The sequence below is a fragment of the Nocardioides flavus (ex Wang et al. 2016) genome (assembly GCF_014653115.1).
Classification (GTDB): Bacteria; Actinomycetota; Actinomycetes; order Propionibacteriales; family Nocardioidaceae; genus Nocardioides; species Nocardioides flavus.
Window position 1 is genome coordinate 87,910 of record NZ_BNAD01000008.1, and the last position, 15,612, is coordinate 103,521.

At 67.9% G+C, this 15,612-nt stretch carries 14 protein-coding genes; 4 read left to right on the plus strand and 10 right to left on the minus strand.

Annotated features, from left to right (window positions below; translation table 11 throughout):
• Positions 1 to 84: 84 nt before the first annotated feature.
• The gene (locus tag IE200_RS14025) at positions 85 to 927 is read right to left on the minus strand and encodes a YveK family protein (protein WP_191280109.1); all 843 of its coding nucleotides are present in this window, start codon (positions 925 to 927) and stop codon (positions 85 to 87) included.
• Positions 928 to 1,371: 444 nt separating this feature from the next.
• On the opposite strand from IE200_RS14025, the gene IE200_RS14030 reads away from it, so the two are divergent.
• The 4 genes from IE200_RS14030 to IE200_RS14045 all read left to right on the plus strand — a co-directional run bounded on the left by IE200_RS14030 (position 1,372) and on the right by IE200_RS14045 (position 5,115).
• Complete coding sequence (locus IE200_RS14030; RefSeq protein WP_229856549.1) at positions 1,372 to 1,956, plus strand: class I SAM-dependent methyltransferase; 585 nt, start codon at positions 1,372 to 1,374, stop codon at positions 1,954 to 1,956.
• Between the two features lie 139 nt (positions 1,957 to 2,095).
• Positions 2,096 to 3,265 carry a polysaccharide pyruvyl transferase family protein gene (locus IE200_RS14035; RefSeq protein ID WP_191280111.1) on the plus strand — a complete coding sequence of 390 codons (1,170 nt, stop codon included), beginning with the start codon at positions 2,096 to 2,098 and terminating at the stop codon, positions 3,263 to 3,265.
• Positions 3,266 to 3,289: 24 nt separating this feature from the next.
• Positions 3,290 to 4,111, plus strand: a complete 822-nt coding sequence (locus IE200_RS14040) for a glycosyltransferase (protein WP_191280112.1) — start codon at positions 3,290 to 3,292, stop codon at positions 4,109 to 4,111.
• A complete protein-coding gene (locus tag IE200_RS14045; protein ID WP_191280113.1) occupies positions 4,108 to 5,115 on the plus strand; it encodes a glycosyltransferase in 1,008 nt (335 codons plus the stop codon). The genes IE200_RS14040 and IE200_RS14045 overlap by 4 nt, the downstream gene beginning before the upstream one ends.
• A 20-nt stretch (positions 5,116 to 5,135) precedes the next feature.
• Here the strand turns inward: IE200_RS14045 and IE200_RS14050 are convergent, their stop codons facing one another.
• From IE200_RS14050 to IE200_RS14090, 9 genes are all read right to left on the minus strand, one after another.
• Positions 5,136 to 6,107: a phosphotransferase enzyme family protein gene (locus IE200_RS14050; protein ID WP_191280114.1), complete on the minus strand. Its 972-nt coding sequence runs from the start codon at positions 6,105 to 6,107 to the stop codon at positions 5,136 to 5,138.
• A gap of 56 nt (positions 6,108 to 6,163) precedes the next feature.
• On the minus strand, positions 6,164 to 7,981 hold the full coding sequence (locus IE200_RS14055; RefSeq protein WP_229856550.1) for an ABC transporter ATP-binding protein: 1,818 nt from the start codon (positions 7,979 to 7,981) through the stop codon (positions 6,164 to 6,166).
• A gap of 166 nt (positions 7,982 to 8,147) precedes the next feature.
• Entirely contained in the window at positions 8,148 to 9,188 is a 1,041-nt protein-coding gene (locus tag IE200_RS14060; protein ID WP_191280115.1) for a nucleotidyltransferase family protein, read from the minus strand.
• Between the two features lie 167 nt (positions 9,189 to 9,355).
• The gene (locus tag IE200_RS14065; RefSeq protein ID WP_191280116.1) at positions 9,356 to 10,162 is read right to left on the minus strand and encodes a right-handed parallel beta-helix repeat-containing protein; all 807 of its coding nucleotides are present in this window, start codon (positions 10,160 to 10,162) and stop codon (positions 9,356 to 9,358) included.
• A gap of 234 nt (positions 10,163 to 10,396) precedes the next feature.
• The gene (locus tag IE200_RS14070; protein ID WP_191280117.1) at positions 10,397 to 11,671 is read right to left on the minus strand and encodes a right-handed parallel beta-helix repeat-containing protein; all 1,275 of its coding nucleotides are present in this window, start codon (positions 11,669 to 11,671) and stop codon (positions 10,397 to 10,399) included.
• Between the two features lie 507 nt (positions 11,672 to 12,178).
• Entirely contained in the window at positions 12,179 to 13,135 is a 957-nt protein-coding gene (locus IE200_RS14075; protein WP_191280118.1) for a glycosyltransferase, read from the minus strand.
• On the minus strand, positions 13,132 to 14,010 hold the full coding sequence (locus tag IE200_RS14080; protein ID WP_229856551.1) for a glycosyltransferase: 879 nt from the start codon (positions 14,008 to 14,010) through the stop codon (positions 13,132 to 13,134). Before IE200_RS14080 ends, IE200_RS14075 begins: the two co-directional genes overlap by 4 nt.
• Before the next feature lie 146 nt (positions 14,011 to 14,156).
• Positions 14,157 to 14,762, minus strand: coding sequence for an aminoacyl-tRNA hydrolase (gene pth, locus IE200_RS14085; RefSeq protein WP_191280119.1), 606 nt, complete (start codon positions 14,760 to 14,762; stop codon positions 14,157 to 14,159).
• Positions 14,763 to 14,901: 139 nt separating this feature from the next.
• Positions 14,902 to 15,585 (minus strand): 50S ribosomal protein L25/general stress protein Ctc, encoded by a 684-nt coding sequence (locus IE200_RS14090; RefSeq protein ID WP_191280120.1) that lies wholly within the window; start codon positions 15,583 to 15,585, stop codon positions 14,902 to 14,904.
• Positions 15,586 to 15,612: the final 27 nt, after the last annotated feature.

Here is a 15,612-nt window from a genome sequence, read left to right on the forward strand (position 1 = left end):
CCAGCGGGTCTGGGACCTTCAGCAGCGCAGGTCGCCATCCGGCTGCTCCCGGTCGCGGCCGAGCCAACCCACCTGTGACAGCCATCACGGATCGCCGGTGACCGTCTCAGCGAGCGCCTTGCCGGCTCTCGGGTCGTGGCCTGCGGCGGATGGATGTCCCCTGCCCCTGACGTACCTCCGGGAGACAAGGTTCCCTGGCCGGTTGGGCGCGATCGACGTCTCATCCTTGCCCGACTGCTTCACCGGGGCCTCTGGTCCCGTCGCCGGTTGAGGCGTCTCTGCTGCGGGCGAAGACGGAGCCACGGCAGCGCGCCTGGTCGACCTTCTGCGTCGACGGGCCAGCCCGACGAGGTCATCGAGGAAGACCGCTGTCACCAAGGACAGCGCGGTGCCGAGAACGCCGATCACAGCCATGTTCCGAAGCTTGCCGTCCGTCACCGCCGCTTCGACGTACGGCGGCTGCAGCACCTGCAGGCGGTAGCGGGCATACCCGGGCAGGCCGGCTACTCGCTGCCTCTCCTCGAGCTCGTCCGCCACCATGTCGAACACTGCGTTCCCCGTGCTGATCCCCACCTCGGGCGAGTCCGCGCGCACCGTCACGTCCATGAGTGCGCTCCGGCTACCGGGCTCGAGCTCGTAGTCCGGATCGAGTCCAGCAGCCTCGATGCTCGAGCGCGCCTCGGGCCCGCCCACCACGATCCCGAGGACGACGTTCGCACTCTCCATCGAACCCAGCGGGTTCGGGACCCATGACTCCTCTTCCTCGACCGAACCCGGACCGGGGACGAGCATCGCGGCGCCGGTCACCTCGTACTCCGGCTCCATGCCGCGCCCCACGCTCATCGCAACGACGACCGTCAGTCCCACCAGTGGCAGGAAGACGTACCAACGACGCAGCGTCGCAAGCGTGATCCCCCACACATCCATGCCATCGTCCCCTCGCAGACTCCCCGCGCGCCTCGCGGACCTGGCCGCCGCAACGGCGGACGACCCGCGTCCCCGTCCCCGTCCCCGCAGCCGTTGCCGCCGCGCGCTGCTCCCTGATTATGCGCCCAGCACCGACCGAGCCCCGGAGCTGACTAGACCGGATCGACACAGCACGATGCCTAGACCAGCGGGGTCGAGCCTCGACAAGACCCTGCGCACGTGACCACACTCGTGGGTCCACGGAACGATGGGGGTGACGTCCGTGGCGGGTGGCCAGGGGGCGCTCGGTGAACGATCCGAATCGGGGGAACGGATGAACAGCATGAAGGTGTACCGCATCGACCCGTTGGTCGGTCGACCGTGAACGTCGCGCGAGCCTTGCGTCGGTCGGTGGTCGAGGGGCCGGACTCGCTCGGCGCGCGCCTCAGAGCCGGTCGTTGGTCGATGACCCTCGACCGCTTCCCGGACCTGGCAGAGATGCGGGTGGTGGACCTCGGCGGAACGGTGGAGGCTTGGGAGCGCGCTCCCGTACGTCCAGCGCACGTGACCGTCCTCAACCTCACTGAACCAGGCGAGTCGGCGAGCGACTCGATCGTCGCGGTTCGCGGTGACGCATGCGAGGCCGTGCCGGTGCTCGCTGCGGCTGGAGCATCGACGTCCTTCGACCTCGTCTTCTCCAACTCCGTTCTCGAGCACGTGGGAGGACACGCCAACCGATCCCGGCTGGCCGATTCCGTCCACGCCCTGGCTCCGAGGCACTGGGTTCAGACTCCGTACCGCTACTTCCCCATCGAGCCGCACTGGCTCTTCCCAGGCATGCAGTTCCTACCCCTGTTCATGAAGGCTCGAATTGCTGCTCGCTGGCCGCTTGCACACTCGCCCTCCCCCAGCCTGGAACGGGCGACGTCGGCCGCGCTGTGGACCGAGCTCATCAGCGTGACCGAGATGCGGCACTACTTCCCCGAGTCCGAGATCGCACGCGAGCGTTTCCTCCGGGTCACCAAGTCGATCATCGCGATCCGGAGCTGACGTGCCGGCTGAGACCTTGCTTGCCGACGGACCACGCCTCGTTCTCGCGGGGGCGGCCCTCGGCAATGGCAACCGGGGCGTCGAGGCTCTCGCCCGCTCCGTCGCAGACGGAGTCGACCGAGAAGCACCCGGCGCTCAGTTGAGCATCCTCGACGACGGCTGGGGGGTACGTCCCGACACGAGCGGCCGGTACGACGCCATCCACTGCGAGCTCGTCGGGGTGCGTCGCTCCCGTCGATGGCACCGGCCCGAGAGCTGGGCGCAGGTGCGACTTGCCCAGGCCACGTTCCCACGGCTCAATCCGGTCGCAGACAGGTTTCGTGCTGCCGATGTGGTCCTGGACCTCAGTGCTGGCGACAGCTTCACCGACCTCTACGGTCCCGGACGGCTGGACACCGTCACCGCGCCCAAGATCGCCGCGCTCCGCGCAGGACGTCCGCTCGTGCTCCTGCCCCAGACCTACGGTCCGTTCACCACACCTCGAGCTCGTCGTCTGGCGGAACGAATCGTTCGCTCCGCGACAGTGGCCTACGCACGTGATCCTCGAAGCTTCGAGCAGCTGCGCGAGCTCGCCGGGCCCGATGCCGACATGACCCGCCTTCGCGACGGCGTGGACGTCGCGTTCGCCTTGGAACCACGGCGACCGAACGCGCGCACGATGGATCTGCTTGCCCCTGCGGATGGGCGGCCCACCGCCGGAGTCAACGTCAGCGGGCTACTGCGCGATGCGACCGCTGCCGCGCAGTTCAACATCGTCGGCGACTACGTCGCAACGATGGCATCGCTGGTCCGGGCTCTTCTCGAGGCCGACAGCCACGTCGTGCTGGTGCCCCATGTGCATGCACCGGGAGGGCACGGTGAGAGCGACATCGACGCGATCGAGATGGTGCTCGAGAGACTGCCTGCCGACATGAAGCAGCACACCACCGTCGTCCCTCCCACCCTCGACGCCGCCGAGCTCAAATGGTGCATCTCACGCTTCGACTGGTTCGTCGGCACCCGCATGCACGCGACGATCGCCGCACTGTCCACGCTCACGCCTGCGGCTGCTTACGCCTACAGCGACAAGACCCTCGGAGTCTTCGAGACGTGCGGCGTGGGCGAACACGTCATCGATGCGCGAGTCCGCAGCGGCCATGAGGCGGTGGAGCGGTTGCTTGCGAGCTACGAGGCACGGACGGAGACACGAGCCATCCTGGCGCGGACCGCGACGGCCACGGTGGAGCGATCCCGGAACCAGATGCGTGAGGTGCTGGACTTCACGCGCGATCCGGCGCCTGGGTCGCGCGGGACGAGGGAGGTGAGGTAGGTGGGAAGACGAGCCGACGTCCTCATGATCACCTACCGCAGCGCCGGGTACCTGCACCTCTCGTTGCCCCGCCTCCTGGAGACCTTGGGACCCGAGGATCGCGTCTGGTTGTGGCACAACGGGGACGACGAAGCAACCCTCGAAGCCCTTCGTCGCTACCGCTACGACGACCGCGTGGCGCGCTATCACCACAGCCGGGAGAACGTGCGGCTTCGCGAGCCGACGAACTGGCTCTGGCAGAACTCCCAAGCCCGATTCGTCTCGAAGGTCGACGACGACTGTCTGGTGTCCTACGGCTGGTTGGACACACTCAGTGCGGCTCACCAGGACAACCCGGCATTCGGCGTGATTGGCAGCTGGCGGCACTGGGACGACGAGTTCCGGCCCGACCTGGCCAGCCAGAAGATTGAGGAGTTTGCAGGCGGCCACTCGCTGCTACGCAACCTGTGGGTCCAGGGCAGCGGTTACCTGATGCGACACGAGCTGGTGAAGAGCCATGGTCTGCTCGGCGCGGATGAGTCGTTCACGGGGTACTGCATCCGGCTCGCTCGAGCGGGTGCGGTCAACGGCTTCTACTACCCGTTCATCCGCGAGGACCACATGGATGATCCGCGGTCGCCGCACACCCTGATCCATGACGATGCGGATCTTCTCGATCGCATGCCGTTGTCGGCCAAGAGGAACGGGGTGACGACGGTCGCGCAGTGGACGGCACAGCTCGAGCAGAGTGCGTTGCTGCTTCAGACGGCATCGCTCGATCCTCGGACCTACTCGGGATGGCGTCGTCGGGCAATCAGTCTGCGCAGGCGCGCGCGCCGACTAGTAGGACTTCCCGCTCGGTGGTGAGCCGGATAGCCGCCCCGGAGACGCTCGTCGTCGATCCGTCACGCCAAGCCGACGTCGTCGTCATCTGTGTGACGTACAACAGTGCGAGCGTTGTCCAGGCACTGCTCGCTGCGCTACCAGCCGCATTGTCCGGGGTGGACAGCTGCCGCGTGGTGTTCATCGACAACGACTCGACCGACGGCACCTCGGCGGTCATCCGTGCGATTGCGCCTTGGGCGGTGGTCATCCCCGCGGGCGGCAACGATGGTTACGCAGCAGGCATCAACATCGCGCTGCGTGCACACCCGGCTCGGAGAGCCACCTACGTCCTCAACCCGGACACCATCCCGTCTCCGAGCAGCGTGCGGCTGCTGCTACAGGCCCTCGAGCTCTCGCCCTCCGTCGGAGCCGCCGTTCCGCGAACCCTCGACCCTGACGGGAGCCTGCGCAGATCGCTGCGCCGCGAACCGACTGTGCTGCGCGCACTCGCTGAGGCGATTGTCGGTGGGTCCTGGGCATCGCGGTTCTCTCCACTCGGCGAGATCGTGGGAGACCCCTGCCTGTACGCGGACGGTGCCGTGGCCGACTGGGCGACGGGCGCCGCCCTGTTCCTGTCTCGATCGGCGATCGATGCTGTCGGGGAGTGGGACGAGCGGTTCTTCCTCTACTCGGAGGAGACCGACTACTGCCTGCGCCTACGCGACGCCGGCTTCTGCCTTCGTCTCGTCGACGACGCTGTCGTCGTGCACCAGGGAGGGGCCCAGACGACCTCACCAGCACTGTGGGCACTGTCGGCGGTCAACAGGACCCGCCTGTACCGCAAGCGGCATGGTCGCGTCTCCAGTGCGATGTACTGGTCGGCGGTTCTCATCAACGAGGGATTACGCGCACTGACCGGCTCGCGCCACCGGGCCGCCGTGCGCGCCTTGCTTGCCCTGGGGCCGAACCGACCCGGCACGGAGTCAACGCTCGCGCTGTTGACGGAAGCCAGACTGAGCGGCATCCCTGCCCCGGCCCACCGGTGAGATCACCGGCCCCGAGGCGCTCACCAGCGGTCGTCAGCCCGCATCGCCGTCAACACCCGTAGGTCTGCCTCAAGGTGGCGGCACCAGGTCTCCAGCATGGTCCCGTCGGCTACTCGCCCGCGAGCGTGTGCGTCGATCGACCAGAGGATCGAGCGCACGCACTTCAACTCCATCCCGAGTCGCACTGCCCTTGGGTCTGGCCGCGTTCGGGCGGTCCGGGCGTACGACTCCATGAAGCGCTCGAATCGCGCTGCATCGGTGCCGATCAGGACGACAGCGGCTGCGCCGATCTCCAGCGCTCGGGGCAAAGTGCGCGCGTTGTCGAAGTCGAGCACGGCGAGGACCTCGAGGGACGGTCCGAAGACCAGGTTCTCCCAGTTGACGTCATTGTGCGCAAGTATGGCGTCGGCCGGGTCCACCCGTGCTGCCACCTGCGGCAGCGTGCAGGACTCGGCCCGGTGAACGATGTCCGGAAGGATCTGCTCGAACCAGGCGTCGAGAGGGGTGCGGCGTCGACGAAGCAGCTTCGCCGACGCCTGGAGCCGCTGGAACAGTCCGCGGCGCACGGTCGCTATCGCCGGGTAGGGCGTGGTCGGCAGCGCGGTCGCAGGGACCAGCCCAGGGACGCCATCGAGCGCCTGTTGTCCTTCCCGGTGGAGGTCGCCCATCACGCTCCCCAACCGGGACGCAAGGTCCGGGTGTTCAGCGTGCATCGCGCCCCTGTCCGCGATCGAGAACTGTCGGCCGCTCACCCACGAGTGCAGGTCGAACACTCCTTCCCTCGTCTCGACGACGGTTGCGCCGGAGGCCGCGCGACGCAGGGGTGCGACCGGGAAGCCGGACTCGGCCAGTCGGACCTCAAACCGGTGCGAGTCGCTCAGGCGAGCGCGGGCCGCGGCTGGGTGGCGCTTGAGAACCCACTCCGCGTCGCCGACGCGCACCCTGAAGTTGAGGTTCTTGATGCCCCGCGGCAGGGGCTCGATGTGTTGCACCTCGCCCGCGTGGAAGCCGAAGGCGGCGAGCGCAGCGTCCAGCTGAACTCGACCGGTCATGAAGGCGTTCGCTGACGCTGGGTGATCTCGTTGACTTCCCTGAAGAAGTCACTGTGGCTGAGCAGGTCGTCGGGCGAGCCGGCGGCCGACACCCGGCCGTCCACCATCACCACGATGCGGTCGCACATCGAGAGCGTCGAGAGTCGGTGGGCGATCAGCACCAGGATGGTGTCGGTCTTGATCTCGTGCAACGACTCCCGAACGGCCTCCTCCGACCGTACGTCCAGCGCGCTGGTCGGTTCGTCGAGGACGAGCACCTGAGGCGCGTCGGCGAGAGCACGAGCGAGGCAGACACGCTGTCGCTGACCACCGGAGATCGCGCTGGCTCGCTGCCCGATGATCGTCTCGTAGCCCTCCGGCCACGATACGATGTCCTCGTCGATGTGAGCGCGACGCGCGGCGACCTCGATCTGCTCGTCGGTGAGCCACTCCCGGTGAAAACGGATGTTGTCACGCACCGAACCACGTATGAGCTGCGATGACTGGGGAACGTAGGCGACCTTCTGTCGCCAATCTGCCCGCCTGATCTCGCGGACGTCCTGACCATTGACGCGAACGGCTCCCGAACTCGGTTCGCGCAGCCGGAGCAGGAGCTGCACGATCGTGGACTTCCCGGCCCCCGAGGGGCCGACGATGCCGACGGCCTCGCCGCGAGCAACTGAGAAGCTCACTCCGGACAGCACCGGGAGATCTTCACGATAGGCGAACGAGACGTTCTCCAACCCGAGTGAACGCACCGCGTCGAGCTCACCGGCGCCTTCTTGCTGCGGGTGCGTTCGATACCGCTCCAGGGCGTCCGCGATCTGGTAGATGAACGGAACCCGCTCATCGATGCCGGTGACCGCCGTCTGTATCTGCTGGGCGTAGGTGAGGGCGCGTATGAGCATCAGGATGACCGCTGCCAAGGCAGCGAGGTCTGTGGCTCCCGAGAGCGACACCGCGATCAACGCGACCACCAGCATCGTGAGGGCAACGCTCTGGTAGAGGGCCGGCAACGCTGCGGAGAGAAAGCGGGTTCGAGCGTAGGGGCGTCGCACCCTGTCGACCTGTTGCTGGAAGCTGGAGACGTAGTGGCGGGTGGCGCCGAAGACCTCGGTCTCCTCAGCGATGAGGACGATCTCCTGGACGGTCTCGGTGAAGCTCACTGCCTCGCGGCTCAAGCCCTTGGCATGCCGTCGAAGTATTCGGGACAGGGGCCGCAGTGCGACGAAGAGGACCAACGCGGCCGCGGCAAGGACACCCGCGGTCAACGCGTTCTGCATGAGGGCGACCACGACCATCATCGCGAACATGATCGTCGCAGTCATCCCGTTCCCCAGGCCCGTGACCGCCTGGGACACGTTCGTCACGTTCTGGGTCATCAGCGTCTGGAAGGCCCCGTCACGCTCTCGCGCCTTCGTGGACCAACTCGTACCGGTGAAGGCGGTGAACAGCTGCAGACGCAGATCGGCCATCACCTTGGCGCTGATCTGTGCCGGCAGGTAGGCCAGCGCAAGCTGGATCAGAGTGCGTCCCAGCGTCAGCGCGATCGCGACGGTGAACGTGGCGGTCTGGGACATCTCCGCGTCGACCGGCCCCAGTCTCAAGGTTGTGCTGCGATCGCCTTCTGACAGGGAGACGGCCATCGAAGCGATCAGCGCGAGGACCGAGGCCTCGAGCAGACCGGCGAGGACAGCCAGCGCCACCAACAGCGCAAGCCACTTCCGGGACCCGTGCATGAATGGCAGCAGACGCTGCCATGCACGTCGCACGCCCCGGAGCCGTCGGAACGGTTTGCCGCGCGCGTGTCCGTGCAGCGGGCGGTCGTGGCTCAACGGACAGGCTCCGGAACACCGACCGCAACGACGCGACCGTCTGCAGGAGCTTGCAGCATGTCCACGATCGTCACGGTAGACGAGCCAGTTGGGCAGAAGGACGCATCGCACCGATCTGCGCACTGGTCTGGACCGCGCCGCCGCGGCATCGGCTCAGCGCCCCACATCATGACAGCCCACTTTCGACACGGGCCGCGGACTCGACGGCAGCGAGGTAGGCGTCCAAGCAAGCGCGGTCGGCCCTCACCCGCCCCGTCTTGGGCTCGCTTCCACCGGCAGTCACCTGCCTCAGCAGCCGCGAGGCATTGAGCGCGACCGTCGCCGCTGTCGCCGGACCGCTTGGACGCACGGCACGGGCGACGAACTTGTTCAGTCCAACGTTGCGGCGCGACGTCTCGACTGGTGCGACACGATCCGTCACCGCCATGAGGGACTGGAGCATCCGCGACAGGCCGAGGCGATGATCGAGGTCCCTCGGGACAGGGGCTCCCAGCACCCGGTGCGACCTGCCCAGCACCAGCGCGACCTGCGACTGTGCCCGCCACGCCACGGCTCTCGACACGACCTCGTTCCAGTCAACGACGTCGAGGCTGAGTCGTTCAACGTCGATGAGGTAGATCAGCCTGTTCGCACCCGCCAGGGACGCGTGGACGCAGGCATGCACGAGTGCGTCGACCGGGTCGAGAGTCCACACGACGTCCGAGCCCAGCTCGACGCGGACCCTGCGCTGCAGAAGCTCGGCAGTATGAATGGCGAACAGCCTTCTTCGAGAGGCCATGTTGACCATGGACCAGTGCAGGTCGACGAGGACGCCGGCCGGAGTCACCCAGTGCATCTCCCCCGGCACCGCCTCGTTGCGCAGCATGTCCTGGTAGTCCGCCACCCGCCACCCCGCGCCGAGCAGCATGTGGGCGGCGTCGCGCAGCTGGAACGGGTCCAGCAGCACATCGACGTCGTTGTAGCTGCGGAGACCCGGAACGGGGTGCGCCCGCTCGGAGTAGACGGGACCTTTGAAGGTCACCCAGTCGAGGTCGGCCAAGAGCGTGGACACCTCTCCGAGTGCGTCGCAGGCACTGACGTGCATCGTGATTGCCCGCACTCGATCGGCGCGGGACGCCTCCGCAAGCGCGCCTGCGCTGTCGCGGTACGCCACGTGCACCAGCGGGGCGATCCGGTGGAAGCGTGCCGCGTCGACGAGCTCAGGCACCAACATGTCGTCGACGTCTCGCATGGTCCTGCGCTGCCTGGCAACGTCGACCAAGACGTCAGAGACCTCCTTGGCACGCCGTCGAGCAGACCGTCGGGTGAGTCCCGCGTATCGAGCGCAGTGATCCTCGCCTGACACCGAGCGTTGGGCGTGGTGGCCTTGAGCCCTCACCTCGCCGGTGCCCCGGTGTCGTCCCAGACGTTGGTCGAGTCCCAGGCGCTGTTGTCGAGATTGCCGCTCACCGCGTACCGGTAGTTGCGACCGAAGCGGTTCCCTCGGTAGACAGCGCTCTCGACCTCGTCGCGGCCGCCGCCGTTGACCGTGTAGTTCCCGCCATCCATGTAGTTGTCGACCACTTCCAGGTCGCTGATCCGGTCATCTCCGAGCAACGATCCGATCTGGATGGCGGCATTCATCGGATCGTTCGTTGCCTCGACGAAGGGGAGGAGGGTATTTCCGCGGATGACCACGTCGTCGCCTCGACGAATCTGGATGGCGTCGTGGTGGCCGCCCGGCTGTCGATGCAGGTCGTGTATGTAGGACGACTCGACGACCACGTCGTCCCCCTCGATCCGGATGCCGTCCTCGGCAGAGTGGATGTTCACTCGCCGAACAGTCCCGCTGGCCCGCGAGAAGAAGATGCCGATCCCGGTCCCGCCCATCGCGTCGATCTCGACGTCCTCGATCACGACGTTCGATGCGTCCTCGACCTTCACGGGATAGAGCGAGGTGTCAGTCTGTATCAACGTGTTGCGAAGCACGACGTAGTCCGCCGAGATGGTGACCGTCCCCCTCACGTGCAGTCCATCCACCACCGTCCCGTCCTCGGTGATGTCGAGTCCTTCCGACGCAGTCAGCTCGAGGCCTTCCGGGACGCCGGTGTTCGACGAGTCGGGGCGAGCCGGGGACGCCGTGTCGGTGCGCGACCTCGGAGTGGTCGTCGCGGAACCCCGCGAGTCGACCTCGGTGGTCACCCCGGGGCCGTCGACGTCCGGGGATCGGTCGGTCCCCGCCGTGAGGGAGCACGCAGCAGCGCCGACAGCGGTCGTCGCACAGATCAGCGCCCAACGGATGGCGCGTCTCGTGACCGGCCCTGCTGGTCGTGTCCCCATCGTCGTCTCCCGCCTTGACGCCGTCCCGTCGAGGCTAAGGTGGGGATCTCACCCGACCCACGGTGGCCGGGTGAGATCCCCCAACTAGGGGATACGTCAGCGCGCGAACTCGCCGGTGTCGTCATAGACGTTGGTGTCATCCCACACGCTGTTGTCCAGGTTGCCGCTCACTCCGTAACGGAAGTTGCGACCGAACCTGTTCCCGCTGTAGAGCGCGCTGTCCACCTCGTTGCGGCCTCCACCATTCACCGTGAAGTTGCCGCCGTCCATGTAGTTGCCGATCACTCGCAGGTTCGAGATCTGGTCGTCCCCGAGGAGCGAGCCGATCTGCAGTGCAGCGTTCATCGGGTCCCCGGTCGACGAGTCGTACGGCAACAGCGTGTTGCCCGAGAGCGTGATGTTGTCGCCGCGCCGGATCTGGATGGTGTCGTGGTGGCCATCAGGCTGCCGCTGGAGGTCGTGGACGTACGAATACTCGACGGTGACGTCGTCAGCCTCGATGCGGATGCCGTCCTCCGCAGAGTGGACGTTCGCACGCCGAACTGTCCCGCTGCCCCGCGAGAAGAAGATTCCGAGGCCCGTCCCGCCCATGTTGTCGACCTCGACGTCCTCGATCAGGGCGCCGGTTGCGCCCTCGTCCACCAAGATCGGGTATCCGCTCGTGGAGGATTGCACCAGCGAGTTACGGATCGTGACGTTGTCGGCCTCGATGGTGATCGTGCCTCGCACGAGCAGCCCATCAATCACTGTGCCGTCTTGCGTGATGGTCATCCCGTCTGACGGCGTCAGCACCGTGCCTGCCGGCACACCGGTGTTGTGCGCACCAGGACGCCCCGGACTCGGAGTGACCACCGGGGTCTCGACCGAGTTCCTGTTGTCATAGGACTCGCCGTCGATCCAGCTCTTGATCACCGTCGCCGGGTGCCGGTCACTGCTCACGAAGTCACGTCGGCAGTTGTTGACGGCGACTCTCTTGGCCAGGTAGCGACCGGGGACGAGACCATTGGTGCGCTCCCCCACGCACTTGACCTTGGTTCGCTTGACCTTGGTGCCCGTCGCGCCCGGCAGGATGCGGATCGCGTACTTCCCCGACGCGCGCACCGTGGTGTTCTTGATCGTCACGTCGTCGGCGTCGACCGCTATCCACCCCTTCACCTTGCGGGCGTTGACGACAGCGCCGTCCTTGGTGACCTTGAGCTTCTTGACCACCTTCGCGGACTTCGGTGCACCGACCGAGTGGCTTCCGGCACGGTCGTGGACCGCCTCGCGGCCGTCACTGACGTGCGCGTCGGCGCTCGCGTGGACGAGGCCGACCGACACCGTCGCGGCGACGACTAGCTTGATCAGGGAAATCTTGACTGGGTACGTCACTGTGGGGTTCTCCGCTCGAGGGTTCGGCTCGCGCCAGGAGAGAGCGCGGCCACGGGCTTCGAGACCCAACCTGGGGGCTGGACCTGCGCGGACGGGCCCGGGGTTCATGTCCTCGAGGCCGGTGTCATCCGCTCGTCACTCGCCACGTGCTGCTGTGTCACACGGTAGGGGGGCTGGCGAATGAACGCAGGGAAACTAGCAGAATCGTCGGAGCCAGATGAAACCGTTGGCAATGTGCAAAGCACGTGTGTGACACGTGAGGCGTTACTGAAAAGCCATGGGGTCGGGGGCCGTGACCGGCACCGCCACGGCCGACAACGCCGACGTTCACGCGTGAAACTACCTCACGTGGTGTAGGCCGGGAAAGGTTCACCAGGATCGTTTGCACCGCATTCACCATCGGCATCTACCCCAAATTGGGTAAATCTGTTGTGGCCAGAACTTATGGGGAAATTGGGTGGCAATGACGGGATCGACGGATGCTCAGCGGGCCAGGCTTCGGGCCGTTCACTCAGAGCCACGACGAGGCGGCGGCACGAGGTCCAGGCTGGAGGGGAGAGCGGACTTGGTGACGCGTCTCGCAGCGGCGTGCTGGAGATCGGCGAGCTTCAGACTGTCGGCATCACGTGAGATGCAGAGGTCCCGCAGGCTCAGCTCCGAGGCGATCGTCAGCTGGTGGTCGTCGACGTGCTCCCCGTGCCGTGCTCGCCGCGGGACCAGCACGGGGAACTTGCCGTTCTCGAGCGCCATCAACGCGATCCCGGTTCCCGCGTGGGCGACGACGACGTCAGCCTCGCGCACGGCGGAGGCCATGTCGGCCGACGGCACCGAGGAGCGAGCGTCGATCTCGAGGCCACGGACGTCGGTCGATCCGGTCTGCCACAGGACCTCGGCCCCGGCGGGCACGAGCGGCACCAGGCGCTCCACCAGCCGCCGGAACCCGAACCCCTCCTGGGTCCCGAGGCTGACCACCATCTTCGAGATCGGTCGCGTCTCGGTCCGGATCGACTCGTAGAGGTCCCACGGGGAGGCCAGGTAGGTCCAGCGCCGGGTGTGCAGCGCGGCGGACTGGCTGAAGGTCCGCACGCCCGGCATCATCGCGAGCACGCGTCCGGACATCGACGGCGCGTCGTACCTCGTGGCCGACTCGATGTAGACGGTCTCGATGTTGCGCATCCGCGCCTGGGGCAGCACCGCCAGCGCCAGGGCCGCACCGGTGCTCACGACGAGCGTGACGGCGTACTGCTCGAAGAGCACCCGGCAGCCAGCCGCGTTGTGCATGACCGCGGCCAGGTCGCGGGGCGGGCACGGGTCGGTCCAGTGGACGACCTCGCCGGCGAGCAGCGACTCGGTCTGCGGGGTGCGCGGCGTCACCCACACGACGTCCTCGACCCCGAGCCGCGGGCGCATCGTGTGCAGCTGCATGATGTGGCCGCCGTCGTTGGCGACGAGGAGCACGGTCACGACGACCGTCCGGCCGCGGTGCGCGTGTCGACCGGCAGGCGCGAGCTGTCGTCGCGCTGCCACGTGGTGAAGTCCCCCGACCGGACTGCCCGCCGGGCACCGATGTGTCCGGCCACGCTGATGGCGAGGTACACCGGCAGTCGCAGCGCCAGGCCCGGTCTGGTGACCGCCAGCCTCAGGAGGGTGCGAACACGCGTGCGCGAGGAGGAGCGCCGCACCCCGTGCTGCGCTGCCTGGGCGTTGCCGGTGGCGATGCGGATGCGGCGCCGGACGAGGTCGCGGACCGTGCGCGGCGGGTGGACCACCGCGACCGCGGACGTGACCACACGGCGCTCCCCGGGGGAGAACGAGTCCGACATGGCGAGGTCGTCGCTCATCAGGCGCGGCAGCGCGGTGACCCGGGCCTGCGCCTCACGGGACAGCGCGACGACGCCGCGGCCGAAGAGGCCGGACTGGACCTGGGGCAGCTCCTCCCAGACCTCGTAGTACCACCGGACCCAGCGCGAGCAGCCCGACGTGGGGACCTCGCGCCTCGGCGCGGTGGCCAGGACGCCGTCGCTCATGGTGGGCTCGACGAGCGCGAGCACGTCGGTGCCCCGGAGCTCGATGTCGGCGTCGAGGTGCACCCGCGGGAAAACGTCGGTCGCACGGTTGCCGATCCGCACCGCCTCGGCCTTCGACGGTTCCTCGATCTCGATGATCCGCGCCCGTGGATCCGCGACCTGCGCCGCGGCAGCGGTGTCGTCGGTGCATCCGTTGCACACCACGACGACGTCGAGCTCGTCCGCGCGCGTGCCCTGTCGCAGTGCGCGCAGGGTGCGACCGATCGACGCAGCCTCGTCGTGCGCCGGGATGACGACGCTGACCAGGGCCATCTCCCACTCCCCCACGTCCGGGTGCCGGCTGATGGCGGCACCCCCCGATCGTGCGGTCGGGTGGGCGCCGACGGGCGAGCCGACCGGCGGTTTCGCTCAATTTGGTGAGTGCCCGCGCCCCGGTGGGTCCGGCGTCCCGGCCACGCTCAGGAGTTGAAGCGCTGCTGGGTCTTCTCGAGGCCGTCGGTGATGAGCGACTCGACCGCGTCGGCGGCGTCGGAGACCTGGAAGGGCAGCTCCTTGCGCTCGACGGTGGAGTAGTTGGAGAGCACGAAGTCGGCGACGTCCTGGCGACCGGGCGGTCGGCCGATGCCGGCCCGGACGCGGTAGAAGTCGCCGGTGCCGAGCGAGGAGCGCATGGACTTCAGCCCGTTGTGACCGTTGTCGCCGCCGCCGAGCTTGATCCGCAGCGTGCCGAACGCGATGTCGAGCTCGTCGTGGATCGCGACGACGTGGTCGGGCGCGACCTTGTAGAACGACGCGAGCGCCTTGACCGGGCCGCCGGACTCGTTCATGTAGCCCCGTCCCCGGGCGAGCACCACCCGCGGGCCGCCCGGTGACAGCCGGCCCTCCACCACGTCGGCGCGGGCGGCCTTGTGCGAGCGGAAGGGCGAGCCCATCCGCGAGGCCAGCTCGTCGGTGACCAGGTAGCCGATGTTGTGCCGGTGCCCGGCGTACGACGGGCCGGGGTTGCCGAGGCCGACGACCAGCCACACGTCGCTGGAGGCAGCGGCGTCAGTCACGGCGTCCATCCTTCCATCCAGGGGTGAGCGGGCACTTCGTGCCCGTCATGCGCATCGACCGGGCGGTTCCTGCCCGTGTCGGGCAGGAACCGCCCGGCCGGCGGTGAGGACGGGCACGAAGTGCCCGCTCAGGGGTCGTGCTACGACGTCACTCGGAGTCGGAGCCCTCGGCGGCGTCCTCGGCCGGAGCCTCGGCACCCTCGGCGGCCTCCTCGGACTCGGGGGCGTCGTGCTCGATGCCGGCCTCGGCCTCGGCCTCCTCCAGCTCGGCCTCGAGGGCCTCGGCGGAGATCTGCTCGGTCACGTTGACGATGAGCAGCTCCTCGTCGGCGAGCAGCGTGGTGCCGGACGGGAGGTCGAGGTCCTTGGCGTGGATCTGGGTGCCGACCTCGGCGCCCTCGACGGAGACCTCGAAGAACTCGGGGATGTGGGTGGCCTCTGCCTCGACGGACACGAGGGCGTTCTCGGTGACGACCAGCGTGTCGGGACCGGCCTCGCCGACCACGTGGACGGGGACGTCGACGGTGACCTTCTCGCCGCGCTTGACGGCGACGAAGTCGACGTGCTCGATGACGCGGCGGATCGGGTCGACCTGCACGTCCTTGGTCAGGGCGAGCTGCTCGGAGCCGTCGATGTCGAGGGCGAGGAGCGCGTTGGCACCGCCGTGCTTGAGGGCCATCATCGTCTGGTGGCCGGGCAGGATGACGTGGACCGGGTCGTTGCCGTGGCCGTAGAGGACCGCGGGGATCTTGTCCTCGCGGCGGATGCGGCGCGCGGCGCCCTTGCCGAACTCGGTGCGGGCCTCGGCGACGATCTTCTCGGGGGCAGACATGTTCTTCTCCTGGGTGGGGTGGTGATC

What these genes read in the sequence shown, in the direction of transcription:
- IE200_RS14030 (WP_229856549.1), top strand. Translation starts at nt 1,372, where the DNA reads ATGACCCTCGACCGCTTCCCGGACCTGGCAGAGATGCGGGTGGTGGAC.
- pth (WP_191280119.1), bottom strand. Translation starts at nt 14,762, where the DNA reads ATGGACGCCGTGACTGACGCCGCTGCCTCCAGCGACGTGTGGCTGGTC.
- IE200_RS14080 (WP_229856551.1), bottom strand. Translation starts at nt 14,010, where the DNA reads ATGGCCCTGGTCAGCGTCGTCATCCCGGCGCACGACGAGGCTGCGTCG.
- IE200_RS14040 (WP_191280112.1), top strand. Translation starts at nt 3,290, where the DNA reads ATGATCACCTACCGCAGCGCCGGGTACCTGCACCTCTCGTTGCCCCGC.
- IE200_RS14090 (WP_191280120.1), bottom strand. Translation starts at nt 15,585, where the DNA reads ATGTCTGCCCCCGAGAAGATCGTCGCCGAGGCCCGCACCGAGTTCGGC.
- IE200_RS14025 (WP_191280109.1), bottom strand. Translation starts at nt 927, where the DNA reads ATGGATGTGTGGGGGATCACGCTTGCGACGCTGCGTCGTTGGTACGTC.